Source organism: Silvimonas iriomotensis (assembly GCF_014645535.1).
Lineage (GTDB): Bacteria > Pseudomonadota > Gammaproteobacteria > Burkholderiales > Chitinibacteraceae > Silvimonas > Silvimonas iriomotensis.
In genome coordinates, this window is record NZ_BMLX01000005.1 from 223,403 (window position 1) to 244,447 (window position 21,045).

At 61.2% G+C, this 21,045-nt stretch carries 17 protein-coding genes and 1 tRNA gene; 7 read left to right on the top strand and 11 right to left on the bottom strand.

The genetic code is table 11. From position 1 onward, the window contains the following. The first annotated feature begins 670 nt into the window (after positions 1-670). On the top strand, positions 671-1,468 hold the full coding sequence (gene proC / locus IEX57_RS16885; RefSeq protein WP_188705691.1) for a pyrroline-5-carboxylate reductase: 798 nt from the start codon (positions 671-673) through the stop codon (positions 1,466-1,468). Between the two features lie 72 nt (positions 1,469-1,540). Here the strand turns inward: proC and dxs are convergent, their stop codons facing one another. From dxs to IEX57_RS16900, 3 genes are read right to left on the bottom strand one after another with little or no spacing between them, the layout of a single operon-like run. Further along, positions 1,541-3,391: a 1-deoxy-D-xylulose-5-phosphate synthase gene (gene dxs, locus IEX57_RS16890; RefSeq protein WP_268238364.1), complete on the bottom strand. Its 1,851-nt coding sequence runs from the start codon at positions 3,389-3,391 to the stop codon at positions 1,541-1,543. A gap of 6 nt (positions 3,392-3,397) precedes the next feature. Further along, a complete protein-coding gene (locus IEX57_RS16895) occupies positions 3,398-4,264 on the bottom strand; it encodes a polyprenyl synthetase family protein (RefSeq protein ID WP_188705695.1) in 867 nt (288 codons plus the stop codon). A 17-nt stretch (positions 4,265-4,281) separates the two neighbouring features. Then, entirely contained in the window at positions 4,282-4,518 is a 237-nt protein-coding gene (locus IEX57_RS16900) for an exodeoxyribonuclease VII small subunit (RefSeq protein ID WP_188705697.1), read from the bottom strand. Positions 4,519-4,865: 347 nt separating this feature from the next. Here IEX57_RS16900 and IEX57_RS16905 point away from each other — a divergent pair, with 347 nt between their 5' ends. Beyond that, positions 4,866-6,440, top strand: coding sequence for a methyl-accepting chemotaxis protein (locus tag IEX57_RS16905; RefSeq protein WP_188705699.1), 1,575 nt, complete (start codon positions 4,866-4,868; stop codon positions 6,438-6,440). Positions 6,441-6,455: 15 nt separating this feature from the next. Here IEX57_RS16905 and IEX57_RS16910 read toward each other — a convergent pair whose 3' ends face one another. The 6 genes from IEX57_RS16910 to IEX57_RS16935 form a co-directional block, all read right to left on the bottom strand. Then, positions 6,456-6,707 carry a hypothetical protein gene (locus tag IEX57_RS16910; protein ID WP_188705701.1) on the bottom strand — a complete coding sequence of 84 codons (252 nt, stop codon included), beginning with the start codon at positions 6,705-6,707 and terminating at the stop codon, positions 6,456-6,458. Positions 6,708-6,872: 165 nt separating this feature from the next. Beyond that, a complete protein-coding gene (gene nadC / locus IEX57_RS16915) occupies positions 6,873-7,730 on the bottom strand; it encodes a carboxylating nicotinate-nucleotide diphosphorylase (RefSeq protein WP_188705703.1) in 858 nt (285 codons plus the stop codon). 28 nt (positions 7,731-7,758) lie between these two features. Further along, a complete protein-coding gene (locus IEX57_RS16920) occupies positions 7,759-9,114 on the bottom strand; it encodes a phosphomannomutase/phosphoglucomutase (RefSeq protein WP_188705704.1) in 1,356 nt (451 codons plus the stop codon). A 15-nt stretch (positions 9,115-9,129) separates the two neighbouring features. Further along, complete coding sequence (locus tag IEX57_RS16925) at positions 9,130-10,146, bottom strand: YheT family hydrolase (protein WP_188705706.1); 1,017 nt, start codon at positions 10,144-10,146, stop codon at positions 9,130-9,132. Between the two features lie 89 nt (positions 10,147-10,235). After that, entirely contained in the window at positions 10,236-11,213 is a 978-nt protein-coding gene (gene cysK / locus IEX57_RS16930; protein ID WP_188705708.1) for a cysteine synthase A, read from the bottom strand. Positions 11,214-11,283: 70 nt separating this feature from the next. Next, positions 11,284-12,108 carry a Rossmann-like and DUF2520 domain-containing protein gene (locus IEX57_RS16935; protein WP_188705710.1) on the bottom strand — a complete coding sequence of 275 codons (825 nt, stop codon included), beginning with the start codon at positions 12,106-12,108 and terminating at the stop codon, positions 11,284-11,286. Positions 12,109-12,254: 146 nt separating this feature from the next. Between IEX57_RS16935 and IEX57_RS16940 the strand changes: the two genes are divergently transcribed. Next, positions 12,255-13,925, top strand: coding sequence for an acid phosphatase (locus tag IEX57_RS16940; RefSeq protein WP_188705712.1), 1,671 nt, complete (start codon positions 12,255-12,257; stop codon positions 13,923-13,925). A gap of 76 nt (positions 13,926-14,001) precedes the next feature. Here IEX57_RS16940 and IEX57_RS16945 read toward each other — a convergent pair whose 3' ends face one another. Next, positions 14,002-15,609, bottom strand: a complete 1,608-nt coding sequence (locus IEX57_RS16945; RefSeq protein ID WP_188705714.1) for an ABC-F family ATPase — start codon at positions 15,607-15,609, stop codon at positions 14,002-14,004. Between the two features lie 104 nt (positions 15,610-15,713). On the opposite strand from IEX57_RS16945, the gene IEX57_RS16950 reads away from it, so the two are divergent. From IEX57_RS16950 to IEX57_RS16965, 4 genes are all read left to right on the top strand, one after another. After that, entirely contained in the window at positions 15,714-16,868 is a 1,155-nt protein-coding gene (locus tag IEX57_RS16950; RefSeq protein WP_188705716.1) for a pyridoxal phosphate-dependent aminotransferase, read from the top strand. 128 nt (positions 16,869-16,996) lie between these two features. Then, positions 16,997-18,523 (top strand): cyclic-di-GMP receptor FimW-related protein, encoded by a 1,527-nt coding sequence (locus tag IEX57_RS16955; RefSeq protein WP_188705718.1) that lies wholly within the window; start codon positions 16,997-16,999, stop codon positions 18,521-18,523. Between the two features lie 62 nt (positions 18,524-18,585). Continuing rightward, positions 18,586-18,675: transfer RNA gene (locus tag IEX57_RS16960), tRNA-Ser, on the top strand. 545 nt (positions 18,676-19,220) lie between these two features. After that, the gene (locus tag IEX57_RS16965; RefSeq protein ID WP_188705720.1) at positions 19,221-20,063 is read left to right on the top strand and encodes a nidogen-like domain-containing protein; all 843 of its coding nucleotides are present in this window, start codon (positions 19,221-19,223) and stop codon (positions 20,061-20,063) included. Positions 20,064-20,145: 82 nt separating this feature from the next. Here IEX57_RS16965 and IEX57_RS16970 read toward each other — a convergent pair whose 3' ends face one another. Further along, positions 20,146-21,039 carry a DMT family transporter gene (locus IEX57_RS16970; RefSeq protein WP_188705722.1) on the bottom strand — a complete coding sequence of 298 codons (894 nt, stop codon included), beginning with the start codon at positions 21,037-21,039 and terminating at the stop codon, positions 20,146-20,148. Positions 21,040-21,045 lie beyond the last annotated feature (6 nt).

Genomic DNA, 21,045 nt, shown 5'->3' on the forward strand with positions numbered 1-21,045 from the left:
CCCCTCAAGCAATCAGCCACACCGTAAATTGCCCAAAAAACAGGCGGCCACCGTAAATACCATCAGGGACAAGGACTTGGCGCACTTGTCCACAGGGCATGCACAATCTTGTGCCCGCAACTTGTGTAAAACGCCGGGGCGTTGCCTCTTTTTCAGGCAGCAAGAAAAGCGCTTTGTGCGTCAACGACTTGGCTGGCTTGTCCACAGATCACCAACATGGTTGTTCGGGTAAAACCGTGGAAAAGCGCATCGGGCCTGGCTTTGCACTGCCCGCCGCACGCGCTCAAAGCAGCGGCCCGGGCCGGTTTTACCCACAAAAACCGGGCAAAGCGGCCATTGCCTGTTTTTTGAACAGCGCGCAAAAAACCTTATGGCTCAGCCACCTGCCCGGCTTATCCACACCCTCTTCACACAAGAGGCCACATAAAGCGGGGATAAACCACAACGCTGGGGAAAACAGGTGCTGCCTCTTTTTCAGTCAGTGCGTTTTATGCCTTTCAAATCAAGGTGCTGCATGACTTGTACACACCGCTTGCACAAGCTTGTTCATGAAAAACCGTGGATAAACGCCACTTGTGCACAACGCGCTGTACGCAATCACACATGCCATCAACATGACGGGCGGTTAACATAGTTGTTTGCCCTGCAACCGTGATGAGGTTTCCCCACCATGAAGATCGGATTTATCGGTACTGGCAACATGGCAGGCGCCATGATCGCCGGCATCAAGCACACCCACCCGGATTGGGAAATCCACGGGTATAACCGCAGCCACGACAAGCTGATCAACCTGCAGAACAAGTGGGGCGTGGTGCCGTCTGACTCGCTGGCTGAACTGGCCGCGCTGGCGGACTATCTGGTGGTCGGCGTCAAACCGCAGGGTTATGACGCCATGCTGGCGCAGTTGCGCCCCTTGCTGCAGCCGCGCCATGTCATTGTGACGGTGGCAGTGGGATACAGCATCGAACGCGTACAGCGCCACGCTGGCGAAGACGCCAAGGTGGTGCGCAGCATGCCCAATACCCCGGCCCAGATCGGGCAAGGGATGAGCGCCTTGTGCGCCTCCAGCCACGTTTCTGTGGATGAACGCGCTGCCGCGCAAAGCATCTTTGAGAGCTTTGGCCGCGCAGTGTTCATTGATGAAGCGCAGTTTGACGTGTTCTCTGCCGTGGCGGGCTCGCTGCCGGCCTATGTGTGCTTGATTATCGAGGCGCTGGCCGATGCAGCCGTCCAGCATGGCATGCCACGGGCGCAGGCCTATGGCGTGATCAGCCAGGCGGTGATGGGCTCGGCGCAACTGGTACGCGACAGCAACCGGCATCCGGCCGAGTTGAAAGACCAGGTCTGTTCGCCCGGCGGCACGACGATTGCTGCCATTGCCGCGCTGGAAGCCGGCGGTCTGCGCAGCACGCTGATTGAAGGCGTGAGCGCGTGCATGGCCCGCACCAAAGTGCTGGCCGGCAAATAAACGCGGCGTCTTGCGGACAACAAAAAACCGGGGCGTGCCCCGGTTTTTTGTTGTGTGGCCAGATCAATCTGATCAGCCCAGCTTCTTGCGGATCGCCGCTTCCACGCCAGCGCCATCCAGCCCGCAATCGGCCAGCAACTGGTTCTGCTCGCCGTGTTCCACGTAGCTATCGGGCAAGCCCAGCAGCAGGGTTTGCACCGTGATGCCCTGGGCACTGAGCGATTCGAGCACCGCGCTACCGGCACCGCCCATGATGGCGTTGTCTTCCACTGTCACGATCAGATCGTGGCTGGCAGCCAGTTCCGCGACGAGCGCGTCATCCAGCGGCTTCACAAAACGCATGTTGGCGACCGTGGCATCCAGCGCTTCACCGGCGTGCAGGGCGGCGCCCAGACGCGTACCGAACGAGAGAATCGCCACCTTGCTGCCCTTGCGGCGGATTTCACCCTTGCCCCAGGGCAAAGCGGTCATTTCTTCCTGCACCGTGGCGCCAATGCCGCTGCCGCGCGGGTAACGCACAGCGGTCGGGCCGTCATGCAGGAACGCCGTGTAGAGCATCTGGCGGCATTCGTTTTCATCGCCCGGCGCCAGAATGGCCATGTTGGGGATGCAACGCAGGAACGAGTAATCAAACGAACCGGCGTGCGTCGGGCCATCGGCCCCCACCAGACCGGCGCGGTCGATGGCAAACACCACCGGCAGGTTCTGCAGGGCGACGTCATGCACCAACTGGTCGTAGGCGCGCTGCAAGAAGGTGGAATAGATCGCCACCACCGGCTTGACGCCTTCACAGGCCATGCCGCCGGCAAACGTCACCGCGTGTTGCTCGGCAATGCCCACGTCGAAATAACGGGTGGGATATTGCTCGGCAAACTTCACGAGGCCAGAGCCTTCGCGCATGGCCGGGGTAATGCCGACCAGACGCTCGTCTTTGGCGGCCATATCGCACAGCCAGTCGCCAAACACCTGGGTAAAGCTGGGCTTGCTGCTGCCGGATTTGCCAGTCATGCCGTTTTCCGGCGTGAACGGGGTGACCGCGTGGTACTTGACCGGATCGGCCACGGCCAGTTTGTAGCCCTGCCCTTTCTTGGTCACCACATGCAAGAACTGCGGGCCGGAGAGTTTCTTGATGTTCGACAGCGTGGTCACCAGCGTGTCGATATCGTGGCCATCAATCGGGCCGATGTAATTGAAGCCGAATTCTTCAAACAGCAAGCCGGGCGTGAACAGGCCCTTGAGCTGCTCTTCGCTGCGCTTGGCCAGTTCACGCAGGGGCGGCACCTTGTCGAGCATGCGGCCAGAGACATTGCGGAACCCGTTGTAGAACTTGCCCGACAGCATCTTGGCCAGGTAGTTGTTCAGCGCGCCAACGTTGGGCGAGATCGACATCTCGTTGTCGTTGAGGATGACCAGCAGGTCCACATCACGGTCGCCGGCGTTGTTCAGCGCCTCAAACGCCATGCCGGCGGTCATGGAGCCGTCACCGATAATGGCGATCGCCTTGCGGTCCTCACCCTGGAGCTTTGCCGCTTCGGCAAACCCCAGCGCGGCGCCGATCGAGGTGCTGGAGTGGCCTACGCCAAAGGTGTCGTATTCGCTTTCTTCGCGCTTGGGAAAGCCCGCCAGACCGTTTTGCTTGCGCATGGTCGACATGCGCTCGCGCCGGCCGGTCAGCACCTTGTGCGGATAACTCTGGTGGCCCACGTCCCACACGATCCGGTCATACGGCGTGTTGAACACGTAGTGCAACGCAATGGTCAGCTCGACCGCACCCAGGTTGGACGCAAAATGGCCACCGGTGGTGCTGATGGAGTCCAGCAGGAACTGGCGCAACTCGCCCGCTACTTGCGGCAGGTCTTCCCTGTCCAGGGCGCGCAGATCGGCTGGCAGATTGATTTGATCAAGCAATGTTGTCATGACTATGTTCTTTTAGCTGCGGCGTTCGACGATGAAGTCCGCCAGTGCCTGCAAACGGGCGGCGCGCTCACCAAACGGCGTCAACGCGGCACGAGCCTCGTCCAGGAGTTCAGCGGCCTTGTCCTTTGCGCCCTTCAGGCCCAGCAAGGACACGTACGTCGGCTTGTTGTTGGCGGCATCCTTGCCGGCCGTCTTGCCCAGGGTGGCGGAGTCGGATTCTTCGTCCAGCACGTCATCAATCACCTGGAAAGCCAGACCGATGCACTTGGCAAACCGGTCCAGTCGCGCGCGGTCTTCATCGGCCATGGGATCGCCACAGCGGGTACCCATGAGCACACTGGCGCGGATCAGCGCACCCGTCTTGAGAATATGCATCAATTCCAGTTCGGGCAGTGTCAGCGTCTGACCGACACTGTATAGATCAATACCCTGGCCGCCGCACATACCCAGGCTGCCAGAGGCACGCGCCAGGGCGGCAATGGCGGCAACCTGATCACCGGCCCGCGCAAACGGCGCATGGGCCAGCACGTCAAACGCCTGCGCTTGCAGGGCGTCGCCGGCCAGCAGCGCGGTGGCTTCGTCAAACTGCACGTGCACGGTCGGCTTGCCACGGCGCAGGACATCGTTGTCCATGGCCGGCATGTCGTCGTGTACCAGCGAATAGGCGTGGATCATTTCCACTGCGGCCGCAGCCGCGGCAGTACAGGCGTCGTTGCCGTTGACCAGTTCTGCTGCGGCGTACACCAGCAACGGGCGCACGCGCTTGCCGCCATCCAGGACGGCGTAGCGCATGGCGTCATGCAGGCGCGACGGCGCGTGCGAGATCGGCGGCAGAAACTGGTCGAGTGTGTTTTCCATGCGCGCCTGAACGTCGCGCATCCAATCCTTGAAGTCGGTCAAGCTTGATCCCCATCCACTTTGAGGGTCTGCAGGCGGTCCCCTTCCAGGACCTTGAGCTGGCGTTCGGCGTCGGCCAGTTTGGTTTCGCAATATTGCAAAAGCTCCTGACCGCGCTGCCAGGCCGCGAGCGAGGCTTCCAGCGCCAGGTTGCCAGATTCCAGCTGGGCAATCAGCGCTTCCAGCTCGGCAAAACCGGCTTCAAAATTCTCCGGCTGTTTGACTGTTTTAGGCATGCTGCAAAACTCGGCGGAAAATCCAGCGAACATAGCGTATTGGCGGGTTTGGCGTCAATGACAGCCAGATGACTGTTGTCTCGCCCCAGCGGGCGGGCGCCGCCGTATCGCCCCTGTTTTCTGATCTGCCCGGCATATCACGGCAACTAGATGACATTAACCATTGATCTAGTTCACATTTTTGCCGCACTGCAATATTTCTTACGGCCTTGGCAAACTGCAAACCGGGCTACCGTAGTGCATGAATGGCGAAAAACCCAATTAAATTAATACATTTGCGCAGTCATATCTTCGTAACAAAAAAGTAATAAGCTGCCTGCGATTTTTACCGTCGTGGAAAGCTAGTCATGAAAATTGCAGCGCAGCTCAAACTGGTCAGCGCATTTACCGTTCTGGTGCTGATCTGCCTTGCTGGCTGGCTGGCCTTCAAGACATCCGGGCTTTCCCGGGATTTTGCCCGCTATCGCAGCGCCCAGGATACCGTCGCCGAACTGGGCGACATGCGCGCCACCATGCTGACCATTTCGCGCCTGGACCCGCTGAACGAACATGCCCAGGCACAACTGGATGCCGCCAATGCCGAGGTCACGCAAAACGCGCAGCGCATTGCCGGCGCGTTGACCCAGGATCAGGCCCAGGCCTTGCAAGGCAGCCTCAAGGGGCACTGGTCGGCGTTTGTGCAGCAATACCAGAGCGCAATCAAGATCGCCTCGACCAGCCCGCAAGACGCGCTCAATATCCCGGATCAAGCCTGGCATAACGAACTGGAACCGCTGCTGGCGACCGTGGAAACCTTGCGCGATGCCGCGGCCAAAGCCGGCCAGGACGCCACCGCCACCATCGACAGTCACGTGCGGCAATTGCTGGCCGCCACGCTGGTGCCATTGGCGCTGACCGGCTTGCTGATTGTCGCCAGCCAGTTGTATTTCTCCCGCATGCTTAGCCGGCGCATGCGCAGCATGAACCATGTCAGCCAGCAATTGCAGACCGGCGATCTGACGCACCGCATGCCCGCAGGCAAAGACGAAATCGGTGAACTGGGCGCGGCGCTCAACCATTTTCTGGATCAACTGGCCGGCACCCTGCGCGAAGCCCGCCAGGCCGCCCGCACCACCCGCAGCGATGCCACTGCGGTGACCGGGCTGGCCCAGGCCATTCATGGCGATGCCAGCGTGCAGACCACCCATTTGCAGGACATCGTCGGCAGCAGCAGTACCTTGCAGGAAGCGGCCTTGCAGATGGGAACGCAAGCGGCGCAGGCGGGCGATATTGCGCGCACCACGCAGCAAGCCGTGGACGATGCCCATCAAGCCGGCGAGGCCTCCCTGCGGCGCCTGCAAACGCTGGGCGAGGAATTTGCCATTACCGATCAGGCCATGCACGCGCTGGCGGGTTCGGTGCAGGACATCATCCGGGTGGCCGGTGCGATCGAGAAAATTGCCCAGCAAACCAATCTGCTGGCCTTGAATGCAGCCATTGAAGCCGCCCGCGCCGGCGAAAGCGGGCGTGGTTTTGCGGTTGTGGCCGACGAAGTACGCAAGTTGTCTCTTGATACCACGCTTGCCACCCAGAACATCCGCAAGATTCTGAGTGATACGGATTCACGCACCCAGGCCACGCTGGCGGCCATGGATGCAGCCAATGAACGGGTGACGCAATGCCGGGATGATGGCGCCACCGTTGCGGCGGCGCTAGAGCGCATCAGTCAGGCGGCCCAGCAGGTCAGCCACATGATGGAAGGCATTGCCGCCGCCACGGAAGAACAAGGCAGCGCCACCCAGGCCATCAATCAGCGCCTTTCGGGTATTGGCACCAGCGCCAGCCAGAGCATCACACGCACGCAGGACATGCTGGGCCAGATGCGTGCCCTGGTGGGCGTGGCCGACGGCATGGAGCAGCAGTTGACCGGGTTCCGCTTCTGATCTGGTGCGGGGCGTTCAGTGCAGCACGCGGGCCGCTTCCGGCGCCCAGTCGTCTTGCAGCAGGCCGGCCGGGGTCGTGCCCGTGGATTCCATCAAGCGTTGCGCCACGCCGGCCGGTACACCGCCCTGCAGCATGATCTGCATGACATCTTGCGGCTGGCTGCCCGCCGCAAGGTTATCCTCGGCCCACTCCAGCCAGTCGACGTAGTAGTCCAGCCAGTTTGCGTCTTCAATTTCCATGAGTTCGTCCACGTGCAAAGAGCGCATAGGATATATCCGATAAGCTGGCATAAACGGATACCTGTGTAATATTGACGCGGCCAGTTCTCATAAAAGAATCAGTAGCTTGCGTGCACTGGCGCACCGGGCAAGCAAAACGGAGCCACCAGGGCTCCGTTTTTCTCATAATGCGCACGCGCTCGACTGCGGCAGTTACAGCGCAAAACGCATCGACAAATCAATTGCGCGCACGTCTTTGGTCAGCTTGCCGACCGAAATCCGGTCTACGCCGGTTTCGGCAATGGCGCGGATCTGCTGCAGATCCACCCCGCCCGACGCTTCCAGCACGGCCTTGCCACGCGACGATTGCACCGCCACACGCATGTCGGCCAGCGTCATGTTATCGAGCAGTACCGACGTGGCGCCGGCATGCAGGGCCTCGTTCAGCTCATCCAGGTTTTCCACTTCGATCTGGATGGTGACCTGCGGCGGCGCCAGTTCACGCGCCGCCTTGAGCGCGGCGCTGATCCCGCCGGCGGCCATGATGTGGTTTTCCTTGATCAGGATGCCGTCATACAAACCAATGCGCTGGTTCTCTCCGCCGCCCACCTTGACCGCGTATTTCTGCGCCAGGCGCAGCCCCGGCAAGGTCTTGCGGGTGTCATGCACTTTGGCCGGCGTACCGGCAATGATATCGACATAGCGGCGCGTTTCGGTCGCCACGCCAGAGAGCAACTGCAGGAAATTGAGTGCAGCGCGCTCGCTGGTCAGCAAGGCACGCGCCGGCCCTTCAATGCGGCACAACACGGTATTGGGCGCCACCAGTTCACCCTCGGCCACTTGCCAGATCACCCGGCTGGCGGTGTCCACCTGGCGGTAGACCTCTTCAAACCAGTCCTGGCCGCAGATCACGGCTTGTTCGCGCGCAATCACCTTGGCCACACCCGGGTGCTCTGCCGGAATCAATTGCGCGGTCCAGTCGCACTGGCCAATGTCTTCTGCCAGCGCGGCGGCCACATTGGCAGCGATCACATGGCGGGCGGGCAAAGCCTGGTACAAGGGAGCGGTCATGCGGGCAGATTCCTGGATGCAAAAATGCTTATTGTACCGGCCAGGGCAGCGGTGCGATGGCTGTTTTGATTTCCTGCCCGATCCGCGCCAGTGCGGCCTCATTTTCCGCCTCCAGCCGCAGTGTCAGAACCGGCGTCGTGTTAGAGGCACGGATCAGCCCGAAGCCGTCCGGATACTCAATGCGCAAGCCATCAACCGTGATCAGGCTGGTCGAGGTCGGGAAGGTCGCATTGGCAGCAATCCGCGCCACTACGGCGTGGCCGTCTTCCTGTACCGGCACCTGGATTTCCGGCGAGGACATGAACTGCGGCATGCTGTCGAGCAAGGCGTCCAGGTCTATGCCTGCGGCGATCATTTGCACGATGTGCGCGCCGGCGTACATGCCGTCGTCAAACTTCCACTGGCCAAAAGCCAGGTGACCGGACAGCTCGCCTGCCACCAGCGCGCCGGTTTCTTTCAGGCGCTTTTTCATGTGGGTATGGCCTACCGCGATCACCTCGCTGGTGCCACCCAGTTGCTCTACCCAGACCGATACGGCACGGGTGGATTTGACGTCGTACAACACGTGCCCGCCGGGATGGGCATCAAGCATGGCTTTGGCAAACAGCATCAGGATACGGTCGCCTGGCACAATGCGGCCGCTGCGGGTAACCACACCCAGCCGATCGCCATCGCCATCAAAAGCAAGGCCCACCGCGGCGCCGGTGCTGGCCACCGCTTTTTGCAGATCCACCAGATTGGCCGCCACTTGCGGGTCTGGATGATGGTTGGGGAAATGGCCATCCACCTCGGTAAAGAGGCCATGCACAGTGCAACCGAGTTGCTTGTACAGTTGCGGCGCGCTGGCGCCGGTAACGCCGTTGCCGCAATCAATCACAATGGACAGCGGCTGTTGCAGCACGTTTTGTGCACACACGGCGCGGATGTATTCGTCCGCGATCTCCAGCGTTTCGACCTTGCCGGTGCCCTCTACAAAATCATCCGCCTCGATCAGATCGGCCAAGCCAGCGAGGCGCGCATCGCCCACCGTCACACCGCCTTCCATGATCTTGATGCCGTTGTAATTGGGTGGATTGTGACTGCCCGTCACGACCGCACCGCAGCCCTCTGACTTGTACAGCGCGGCGTAGTACATCTCGGGCGTGGCGGCCAGCCCTAGGTCCAGCACGGTCAGGCCGCACTCGGTCAGGCCCCGCATCAGCGCTGCGGCCAGATCGGGGCTGGACAGCCGGCCATCGCGCGCGACCGAAAACAGCGTGTGCCCCGCCCGCGCCACCATGGTGCCCGCCGCCCGGCCAATCAGGTAAGCGGCCTCGGGCGTGAGTTTGTCGACGGTTGAGCGGACGTCGTAGGCTTTGAACAGGCTGCGATCGATGCAGGACATACTGGAACTCCTTGATCAGGGGTGCTGCGTGCTCTGGTTTGCCCGCAGCTGGAATTCAAAAAACGTGAGCAATGTGCGTGGCAGCCAGGTCAGCTGCCCCGGCGGCATGCCGCCAGCAAAGCCGACGTGGCCGCCCGTGGCGGGCTGCAGCAGCGTGACTGCGGCCGAGACCTCGCCAGGCAAGGGCAGAATATGCGCCGGAACGAAGGGATCGTTCTTTGCGTTAAGTATCAAAGTAGGCACATCGATGCCTTTCAGGTGCGGTTTGCTGCTGGCCGCGCTCCAGTAGTGATCAACATCCCGGAAGCCATGCAGTGGCGCCGTGACCACGTTGTCGAACTCGCGCAGCGTGCCAGCGCGGCGGATGGCCTGCTGGTCTATGCGCGTATCGGCATGCAGCCGCAGCTTCACCATCATTTTCTTTTTCAGCGTGCGCAAAAACTCACGCGTGTAGATCTGCCGGTTCAGCCCCTGATCAAGCACAGCGCCGCACGCAGTCAGATCCAGCGGCGCACAGACCGAGGCCGCGCCATTGATCACCTGGCCGGCCGCGCTGCCCTGCTCGCCCAGCCACTTCAATAGCGCATTGCCGCCCAGCGACACGCCCGCAGCAAAGATCGGCACGCCCGGGTTCTGTTCGCGAATGCGCCGCAATACCCAGTCGATTTCGCTCGAATCGCCAGCGTGATAAGCCCGCGGCAAGCGGTTCTCAAAATCACCGCAAGAGCGAAAATGCGGCACTACGCCGCGATACCCGGCCGCTCTGGCCGCCGCGAACAAAGACAGCGAATAATGACTGCGCGAGCTGCCCTCAAGACCGTGAAACAGCACCACCAGTGGCTGATCGGCTGCGCCATCAAGCCAGTCCACCGCGATCTGGTCGTCATCTGGTGTAGTCCAGGTTTCACGCCGGAATTGCGGCCCGGAATTGCCCAGCGCCAGCGCGGGATACAAAGTTTGCAGGTGACCACCCGGCAGCCAGGACGGCGCGCGGTATTCGGTGAATTCTGGAATGGAAAGACGACGAGACATGGACGAAGGCTAGGACAAGGCAGGGACAGGTTCAAGGCCAGGCCCGCGCCGCGCGCCAGCAGGCGGCGATGCGGGCCCGGATCGGGGCATCAGATGGCGATGCCTTTGTCGTCGAACATGCCTTCAAACAGGATAGAGCTGAGGTAACGCTCGCCCGAATCCGGCAGGATCACGACGATGGTCTTGCCGGCGTTTTCCGGCAGTCTGGCCAGGCGCACCGCCACGGCCACGGCGGCACCGGAAGAAATCCCCGACAGCAGACCTTCTTCACGCGCCAGACGACGCGCGTATTCAACGGCGTCTTCGTTGGTGACTTGCTGCACATCGTCAATCAGCGACATATCCAGCACGTCCGGCACAAAGCCGGCGCCAATGCCCTGGATTTTGTGCGGACCCGGCTGCAGCGGCTGGCCAGCACGCTTTTGCGTCAGTACCGGGCTGCTGGTCGGCTCGACCGCAACCGAATGGAGCGCCTGACCGCGTTCGGTCTCGAAATAGCGCGACACCCCGGTGATGGTGCCGCCGGTGCCCACGCCAGAGACCAGAATATCAACCTTGCCATCCGTGGCATTCCAGATTTCCGGGCCGGTGGTGGCGACGTGCACGGCCGGGTTGGCCGGGTTCTTGAACTGCTGCAGCAGCACGTATTTGCCCGGATCAGAGGCGACGATCTCTTCTGCCTTGGCAATGGCGCCATTCATGCCCTTGGCGCCTTCAGTCAGCACCAGTTTTGCACCGAACGCGGCCAGCAGCTTGCGGCGCTCCAGGCTCATGGTTTCCGGCATGGTCAAGGTCAGCGGAATCCCTTTGGCGGCAGCGACAAACGCCAGCGCAATGCCGGTGTTACCGCTGGTGGGCTCGACCAGTTCTTTGCCCGCGCCCAGCACGCCGCGCTGTTCGGCATCGGCAATCATCGCCGCGCCAATACGGCATTTGACCGAATACGCCGGGTTGCGCCCCTCAACCTTGGCCAGGATCGTGGCCGGGGCCCCGTCGGTAATGCGGTTGAGTTTAACCAGCGGCGTATTGCCGATGGCTTGCGCGTTGTTCTCGAACCATTGAGCCATGCAAGTCTCCGTTAAAAACCAGGGTAACAAAAACAGTCAGCGCCCCGGCCACGCGGCCAGGGCGCACACATCAGGGGTTACGGCGCTGCGCCGCCAGTTGCAGCGCGACGTCGGTCAGTACTTTGTACGTTTCACCCGTCGCCGGGTCGAGCGCAGCGGTGGCGGCGATTTCCTGCGCGATGATGCCCAGATCATTGCGCGCGGCCGGGCCGGTCAGCGCCTGTACCGGGCCGACGCGGTCCAGGTTCGCCAGTGTGCCATCAATCAGCGGCTTGAGCGCGGACCACGCGGTATCTCGCGGCACGCCGGCACCGGCCATGCTGCGCAAGGCGGTTTCCATGAGTGCCACCAGATGATTGCAGGCCAGCACGGCGCCAGCGTGATACAGCAACTTGCCTTCAGCCGGAATGGTAAAACGCTGCGCGCCAATGGCATCGAACAGCGGCAACAGGATATCCAGCGCCGCTGCATCGCCTTCGGCCGCGCACCATGTGCCGGCAAACCGCTGAATGGCGCTGGCCGGATCCGCAAATGAAAACAGCGGGTGCACGCTGGCCACGGTCGCGCCGGCCGCATGCAAGGGCGCCAGCACATCGCTGGATAACGCACCGCTGCAATGAAACACCACCGCGCCCGGCCGGATATGTGGCAGCAGGCGCCCGGCCGCGCTGGCAATGGCGTCGTCAGGCGTGGCGATCAAGGTGATTGCCGCCGGGGTCAGATCGCCCCAGGTGGCAACGCGGCCCGCCCCGATAAAACCGGCAGCAGCGCCAGCATGGGCGGTATCTCTGGCCAGCAGGTCAGCCACGCGCACGCTGGCGCGTTCATGCCAGAGCCGGGCCAGCGTTTGCCCCAGTCTGCCAGGGCCGATCACGTTCAATTGAGGAAGCAACATGACAGCAATTGGTAAAAAAAATGACACTGGCCGGATGTTACGCTGCTGTCCGCGCCAGGCAAACCGCCCATGAGTGCTATAACAGCACCAGTCCGTGGGGCCTGCCCCCGCCAGCCATCCCGCCAATCAGCCAAGAAGATGCGCAAATGACCCAGCCCGTAGACCCACAATCGATTGATGCCAGTGACTTGCCGACCGACCCCACCCGCCGCCGCGTGCTTGAAGGCCTTGCCGCCGTCAGCGTCGCCGGCGTACTGCCGCTGGTGGCCGAAGAAGCCGATGCCGCCAAAGCCAGACCGCAGCACGCCAGCGGCCCGCTGGACGCACGCCTGAACGCGCACGTGAAAAACATTGTGGTGATCTATCTGGAAAACCGCAGCTTCAACAATCTGTATGCCGACTTCCCCGGCGTGCAAGAACCGCTCTCGTCGCTCACCGCTGCGCAGTACACCCAGACTGACCGTAACGGCCAGCCGCTGCCCACCCTGCCGAAAATCTGGGGCGGCCTGGTGCAGCGTGGCCAGACCGTGGGCGGCAAGTATTACCTGATCAAGGAAGAGCAGATCGACAAGCTGCCCAACGCGCCCTTCCCGCTCAAGGACGCCGAAGGCCAGGCGCTGCCTGAGGCCGTGATCACGCGCGACCTGTGGCACCTGTTCTATCAGAACCAGATGCAGATCAATGGCGGCAAGAACGACCAGTTTGCCGCCTGGGCAGACTCCGGTGGCCTGGTGATGGGTTATTACGATCAGACCGCCAAAAACCTCAACATGTACCAGATCGCCCGCCAGTTCACCCTGTGCGACCGCTTCTTCATGGCGGCCTTTGGCGGCTCTTACATGAACCACCAGTTTCTGGTTGCCGCGCGCCCCAACGTTTACCCGGACGTGGCCAACAGCGTCGCCGCAAAGAAAATCGCCAAGGTCGATGGCGGCCCGCAAGGCACGCGCCTGACCCTGCACGCCGAAAACCCGGCCAGCGCCCTGGATGGCAAACCCAAGTTCGCCAACGATGGCGCCATGACGCCAGACGGTTACGCCGTAAACACCATGGCCCCGCCGTACCAGCCCAGCTTTATCAAACCCGCCGCCGATGGCGACAAAACCCTGGCCGACCCCAACGACCCGGCCACCTTGCCGCCGCAAAGCTACGACACCATTGGCGACCTCTTGTCCCGCAAGGGCGTGAGCTGGGCATGGTACGCCGGCGGCTGGCAAGCCGCGCTGGATGGCAAAGGCGGCCCGGATCAGCCCAACTTCCAGTTCCACCATCAGCCGCTCAACTACTTCAAGCAATTCGGCCCCGGCACCGCCGCGCGCGCAGAACACCTGCGTGACGGCGGCATGGGCGACAGCCCGATGTCCAACCGCTTCCTGGCCGACGCCGTCGCCGGCAAGCTGCCGGCCGTGACCTTCTACAAGCCGCAAGGCAACCTGAACATGCACGCCGGGTATTCCGACGTGGAATCCGGCGATCGTCACGTGGCCAACATCCTCATGCACCTGATGAGTTCGCCGCAGTGGAAAAACATGGTGGTCGTCATCACCCACGATGAAAACGGCGGCTGGTGGGACCACGTCGCCCCGCCCCAGGGCGACCGCTGGGGGCCAGGTTCGCGGATTCCCGCGCTGGTGGTGTCCCCGTTTGCCAAGCGTGGGCATGTGGATCACACCTTCTATGACACCACCTCCATCCTGCGCTTTATCAGCCGGGTGCATGGTTTGCCCAGGCTCGAAGGGATTGCCGAACGGGATGCGGCGTTCAAGGCCCGTGGCGCGCAACCACCGGGAGATTTGACCGGGGCGCTGCAGGTGTAACGCGCCCCATGCCAGACATTAAAAAAGCGCAGCCAAGGCTGCGCTTTTTTTTTAATTGGTCAGACCGTCGCAACGATCAGACTTCCACCCCACGGCTGTGCAGGTAATCTTCATACCCGCCCACGTAGTAGGTGTAAGTACCGTCGCCATTCAACTCCAGAATCTGCGTCGCCAGCGACGTCACAAACTGACGGTCATGCGACACAAACACCAGCGTGCCCTTGTACAGTTCCAGCGCCAGGTTCAAGGACTCGATCGACTCCATATCCATATGGTTGGTCGGCTCATCCATCACCAGCACGTTCGGGTTTTCCAGGATCAGCTTGCCGTACAGCATGCGGCCCTTTTCACCACCAGACAGCACCTTGACCGACTTGTGCACGTCGTCGCCACTGAACAAGAGCTTGCCCAGCACGCCACGCACCACCTGGTCATCGGTACCCGGCTGGGTCCACTGTTTAAGCCAGTCAAACAGGGTGATGTCTTCGGCAAAGTCAGCTTCGTGATCCTGGGCGAAGTAACCCAGCTGGGCTTTTTCGGCCCATTTCACGGTACCGGCATCCGGGCCCAGCTCGCTCACCAGCAGCTTCATCAGGGTGGATTTACCCACGCCGTTACCCCCGATCACGGCCAGCTTGGCGCCGGCTTCCATGATCATGGACAAGCTCTGGATCAGCGGCTTGTCAAACGACTTGGACAGGTTGTTCGCTTCAAAAGCCTGACGATGCAGCTTTTGCTTGTCTTCCATTTCAAAGCGGATATACGGGTTCTGCCGCGACGACGGCTTCACCTCAACCATGTTGTCCTTGATCTTGTCGGCCAGCTTCAAACGGCTGGTGGCCTGACGGCTCTTGGACTTGTTGGCGGCAAAACGCTGGGCAAAGGCCTGCAGTTCAGCCACACGTTCCTTGGCTTTGGCATTGTCGGTCAACAGGCGGGCGCGCGCTTGCGTGGCGGCCAGCATGTAATCGTCATAGTTGCCCGGATAAATACGGATCTCGCCGTAGTCCACGTCGGCCACGTGGGTACACACCTGGTTCAAGAAGTGGCGATCGTGCGAGATGATGATCATGGTGGATTCACGCTCGTTGAGCGCTTCTTCCAGCCAGCGGATCGTGTTGATATCCAGGTTGTTGGTCGGTTCGTCCAGCAGCAGCACGTCCGGATTGCTGAACAGCGCCTGCGCCAGCAGCACCCGCAGCTTCCAGCCCGGGGCAACTTCGCTCATCGGGCCGTTGTGCTGTTCGGTGGGGATACCCGCACCCAGCAGCAAGGCGCCGGCACGCGCTTCGGCGGTATAACCGTCGAACTCGGACACCACGCCTTCCAGCTCGGCGGCGCGCATATAGTCGTCTTCCGAAGCTTCAAGGTTGGCGTAGATGGCATCCCGTTCCTGGATGGCCGCCCACAGTTCGATATGACCTTGCATGACGACATCCAGCACGCGCTGGTCTTCGTAGGCAAACTGGTCCTGGCGCAACTTACCCAGGCGCACGCCCGGATCAAGGCTGACGTTGCCGCCGGTGGGCTCCAGATCGCCACCCAGAATCTTCATGAAGGTGGATTTACCGCAGCCATTGGCGCCGATCAAACCGTAACGGTTGCCGTCGCCAAATTTAACACTCACTTTCTCGAACAGCGGCTTGGCGCCAAACTGCATCGTGATGTTGGAAGTACTGATCATGTGTCGCGTTTTCCTCGTCGTCTGCTCCGGCGCGCCAGATCAGAAAGCGATTAATATTCAATATTTTGCCAAACCCGGCATTTTAGCATAACCGGATGGAACTCATGCGTTACGCCCAGCGCCTCTCACAAATCGAGCCCTTTCATGTCATGCGCATTCTTGAGGCAGCCCAGCAAATGCAGGCTGCAGGCCGCGATGTCATTCACCTGGAAGTTGGCGAACCGGATTTCCCGACACCGCAGCCCATCGTTGATGCCGGCCTGAGGGCACTGGCCGACGGCAAAACCTTTTACACCGGCGCGTGTGGCATTCCGCAATTACGTGAGGCCATCGCCCGGTTTTATCAAACCCGTTTCGGGGTCGGCGTCGATCCGGGCCGGATCATCGTCACGCCCGGCGCGTCAGGCGCACTGCAACTGATTCTGGCATTGCTGGTCGATCAAGATAGTGAAGTGCTGCTGACCGACCCGGGCTACCCGTGCAATCGCCACCTGGTCAGCTTGCTGGGCGGCCAACCGGTGAACGTGCCTGTGGGCGCCGATACGCGGTTTCAGTTGCTGGCCCCGCATATTGAACAGCACTGGCATGACAACACCGTGGCCGCGCTGGTCGCCAGCCCGGCCAACCCGACCGGCACCGTGCTGGAGCCCCACGAAATCAAAGCCCTGGCCCAGGCTTGCAATGCGCGCGGCGGGGCCCTGATTGTGGATGAGATTTACCAGGGTCTGGTGTACGGCCGCCCGCATGAGACCGCGCTGACGCTGGATGAAGACCTGTTTGTGGTGAACAGTTTTTCCAAGTATTTCCAGATGACTGGCTGGCGGCTGGGCTGGCTGGTCAGCCCGCCGCAGCATGTAGTAGCGCTGGAAAAACTGGCGCAGAACCTGTTCCTGGCGCCGCCCACCTCGGCCCAATGGGCTGCGCTGGCCGCCTTTGCCCCAGAGACGCTGGCGATGATCGAGGCCCGCCGGCAAGAACTGGATGCCCGCCGCCAGTATTTGCAAAGCGCGCTGGAACAACTGGGTTTTGGCATTCCCGCAACACCCCAGGGCGCCTTTTATCTGTGGGCAGATGCCAGCCACCTGGGCCGGCCCGCAGCGCATTTCTGTGAAGATCTGCTGGCCGCTCAGGCCGTGGCTGTCACGCCGGGTGATGACTTCGGTTCCCAGGCCAATTTCTTACGTTTTGCATACACACAGCCAACCAACATACTCGAACAGGCCTGCAATCGAATTCATAACTACTTGATATCGGGTTGATTGTCGTAAGTTTTTCACTTAATCTTAGAGAAATCACAAGGAAACCCGCACCGGTTTATTCCTACAAAAACACGGCTCGCTGACATTGGCTCAGATGCAGCGGCGACCAGGATTCGATAGGCCAAGCAATGTTCGATTTCAAAGGATTGGTAAGCGCCCTGTTCATCAATCGCGCTGCCGAAGGGGTTCACGACTACAAGTCGGCCACGCTGATGATGGCCGAGTTGCCAGAGAGCGATATCCTCCAGGCGCAGATCGAGATTGTCAAAGCGCTGCGACAACTCAACACCAACCCGGATGTCTCGTTCAAGGAACGCAGCCGGGCGGTGCCTTATCTGGATGAAAAAGCACGCGTGCTGCAACGGCACCTTGTGAATATTTGCGAAGGCAGCATTCTGGACGACAAGGCCAGCCCGCAGCAGGTGCTGCCCACCATGCTGGCCTTCTGGCGCGAAATGGGCGACGCCTACCGCATCTGTATCAAGCAGGCGCTGCAAAGCAACGCGCGCGGGCTGGAAAAAACGCTGCACCAGTTCACCCTGCGCGCCATTACCTATTACGGTGCCCACGCCAAATGGTGCTGGCTGCGTTACCTGGACGTTGAAACCAACGCCTGGCGCAATCTGCACAAGCTGTACCTGTACGCCGAAGAAGGCGGTTATACCGACGCCCCGCTGGCGGCATGGGACGGCAGCCCCATGACCGATGTACGCGGCGAGTACCTGCAAACGCTGATGCTGTCGCTGGCCACGCCAGACAAACTGCAACCGCGCCAGATCGAAACCGTCGCGCACTGGCTGGCCCGCTGGAGCGGCCTTGTGCAGATCGAAAAACACATCCGTCCGCATCACCAGTTGTTTGCCGTCAACCTGGCCGGCTCCACCCCGCCCAAACGCCTGCGCCGCGATATGGTGGGCGACAACTGGCGCTACTGGGGCACTGAAGCGCTGGTGCGCCATATGGAAGAAGTGCGCGACGAACTCAAGCGCGGCGCCAACCCGCTGGCGCTAAGCCTGCCCGCCGACGCCGGCACACCTGGCAACGTGGCCCTGCTGCAGCAAATGATCAATCTGTGGTCGCAAGACGTACCGCAACCGATTCGCAAACAAGAACGCCGCGTCGCCGAGAAAAAGATCAGCGTCGTGCGCGGGCTGGACCATATCGCCGCTTTCTTGCGCGGCCAGCGCCCGGAAGACGGCTTGCCGCTGGCACGCTGGTCTGTGGAAAACGAAAGCGACGGCGGCATGGCGCTGGTCTATCGCGCGGTGGATGACGACAAGCTGCAAGTCGGCGAAGTGCTGTGCATGGCCGGCTTCGGCAACAAGCCCTTTACCATCGGCGTGGTGCGGCGCCTGAACAAAACCCGCGACGGCCAGGTCCACGTGGGCGTGGAAGCGCTGACGCAAACCCCGGTCGCCGTCGAACTCACGCCCCTGCCCGGCCAGCGCAACATCACCGCCATTTACGCGCCAGACAGCCTGAACCCCAATCACGGCCGCTTCATCATCGTGCCCGAAGCGTACTTTGCCGAAGAGCGCGAGTTCCAGCTGGCCGCTCAGGGCAAAGCCTGGCGCATCAAACTCACCCCGGCCATCGAACTGAGCAGCAGCGCCGTGCTGACGCGCTTTAACGTCCTGGAAAAAGTGGCGGTCTGACACAAAGTACCGCGCCCCCTACCCCCCGGGCGCGATACCCGCTAGAATACGCCCCTCACACCGGAGGTCTGGGTGAGTGGTTTAAACCAGCAGTCTTGAAAACTGCCGAGGATGTGAGTCCTCCGTGAGTTCGAATCTCACGGCCTCCGCCAGGTCAGGAAGATCAAAAAGCCCCGATGCACATGCATCGGGGCTTTTTGTTTTCTGTGCCTTGGCCCTCGCTGTCGTTGTCAGCAAAGCGACGCCCCCATCGGGAAAGCGTGGCCGTACCAGGCCAGTGGAACCGCCACGCGCAAGTGCCAGATTCGCCCTGCCCACCTCAACCCGAATCCTCTCCTGGCCTGCCAGGCAAACGGCGACGGCATGAAGGCCGGTGCGGGCGGTTGAACGGTCTGGTTCGGCCTGTCAGCAACCAGCTGACGCCCTCAAAGGCGTACACACCAGTTATCCAATCACCATCAAACAACTGTTTACATGGGAATTTCCAGAAAACAGCGTCAAACATCTGGCAGTGAACAGCATATTCTAACTCAATAAATTTACATCAGACGCACGGATACATTAATTTACAAGTAAGAGTTATATAATTTCCCGATATAAAAAATGGCAAGATCCAGCGGCATCTGGAATCTGGCCGTATGCGTCCGGTGCTTGCAAGAAGACCGGGTTTGGTTTTTAGGGAAATCGAGGAAATATCATGTTACACACGCGCATAGCGATCGCGGCTGCCACCGCGCTCACGTTATCAACCGTCGCCCATGCAACAGTGACGACACTTCCAGACTCTGCCCTCACCCCTTCCACGTCTTACTACACGAACAATCTGGGGACCGACACACTGGCCCCCAATGATGATGAATCCACCGGCCAGATCAATCTTGGCTTCAATTTCACACTGTACGGCGCCACCTACGACAGCCTGTACATCAACAACAACGGGAATGTGACGTTCCTCAGCCCATTGTCGCAGTTCACGCCAAGTGGACCGACGGGTGTTTCAGTACCGGTTATTTCGCCCTATTTTGCCGACGTGGATACCAATGGCACGGGCAGCGTGCATTACCGGCTTGAGAGCGACGCCCTGTATGTGACCTGGGATCAGGTGGGCTACTTTGGCGCACACACCGACAAGGTCGATAGCTTCCAGCTGGTCTTGCGTGCCAATGGCTCCACCGTCCCGACGGGTGAAGGGCAGATCGGGTTCTTCTACAAGGACATGGGCTGGACCACCGGTGACGCCAGCGGGGGTTCTGGCGGCTTTGGCGGCAGCCCGGCGGCAGTCGGCTTTGGTGATGGCGGCGGCAATGCCCAGGTGCTGGCGTCCTCTCAGGCTGACGATATCAACCAGGTTGTTGCCAACAGCCATATCTGGTTTAACGTCGGTAATGGCGGTGTCGTCGTTGTCCCCCCAACCTCACCCGTGCCGGAGCCTGAAACCTGGGCGCTGATGGGCATGGGCATGGTGGGTCTGATTGGTGCGGCGGCCCGCAAGCGCCGCAGTGGCAAACCCGCCATGCCGGATCAACTGGCGGCAGCCTGAGTCAGGGGCTGATGTTTTATCAAACAACAATGCCGCCCTTGGGCGGCATTGTTCATCCGGGCGGGCGCCGTGGCGGTGCTGCTCAGGATTGCGCGGGTTGCGTGGCTTTTTTGGGCGTGAACTTCAGCTCGCTGACCAGCACCCCGGCCACGATCAAGGCGCCACCAAAAATGGCCAGTGCCGGCAGGCGGTCACCGGCAATGCGCCCGACCACACCGCCCCATACCGGCTCACCAGTATAGATGACGGTTGCGCGCGTGGGCGAGACGGTTTTCTGGGCCCAGTTCATGGTCAACTGGATCACCATGCTCATCAAGCCCATGATCAACACGGGTAGTGCCCAGTACCAGGAAAACGCGGGGATGGCCTCGCCGGCCACCGGCATCATCACAAGGCTCAGCAGGCCCGCGACCAGCAATTGCACGACCGTGACCCGGCGGCTGTCCACGCGCCCGGCAAAGCGGCCGATCAACAGGATTTCCCCGGCGACGGCCACGGCACACAGCAAGGTGGCGATTTCCCCGGGGCCCAGGCTCAGTGAACCTGCCTGCGGGCCCGATAAACAGATCAGCCCGGCAAAGGCCAGGGTGATGCCGATCCAGCTCATCAGATGCGGCGGCCGGCCCATGACCAGCCATTGCACCAGCGGCACCATGGGCACATACAGCGCCGTGATAAACGCGGACTGGCTGCCGGTAATGGTTTGCAAGCCATAGGTTTGCAGGCCATAACCCAGGAAGATGGAGATCCCGATCAGCAAGCCGGCCCAGAGCTCCTGCCGGGTGATGCCACGCATATGCCCGCGGCACAGCGCCAGGCTTAGTACGCCGGCCCAGCTGAAACGCAGGCCGACAAAAAACAGCGGCCCGGCGTGCTGCATGGCCAGATGAACCACAAAGAAAGTGCCCCCCCAGAACACGGTGACCAGGATCAGCGCCAGTTCCTGGCGGCTGGGCAAAAGACTGAACGATTTCATGAGAAG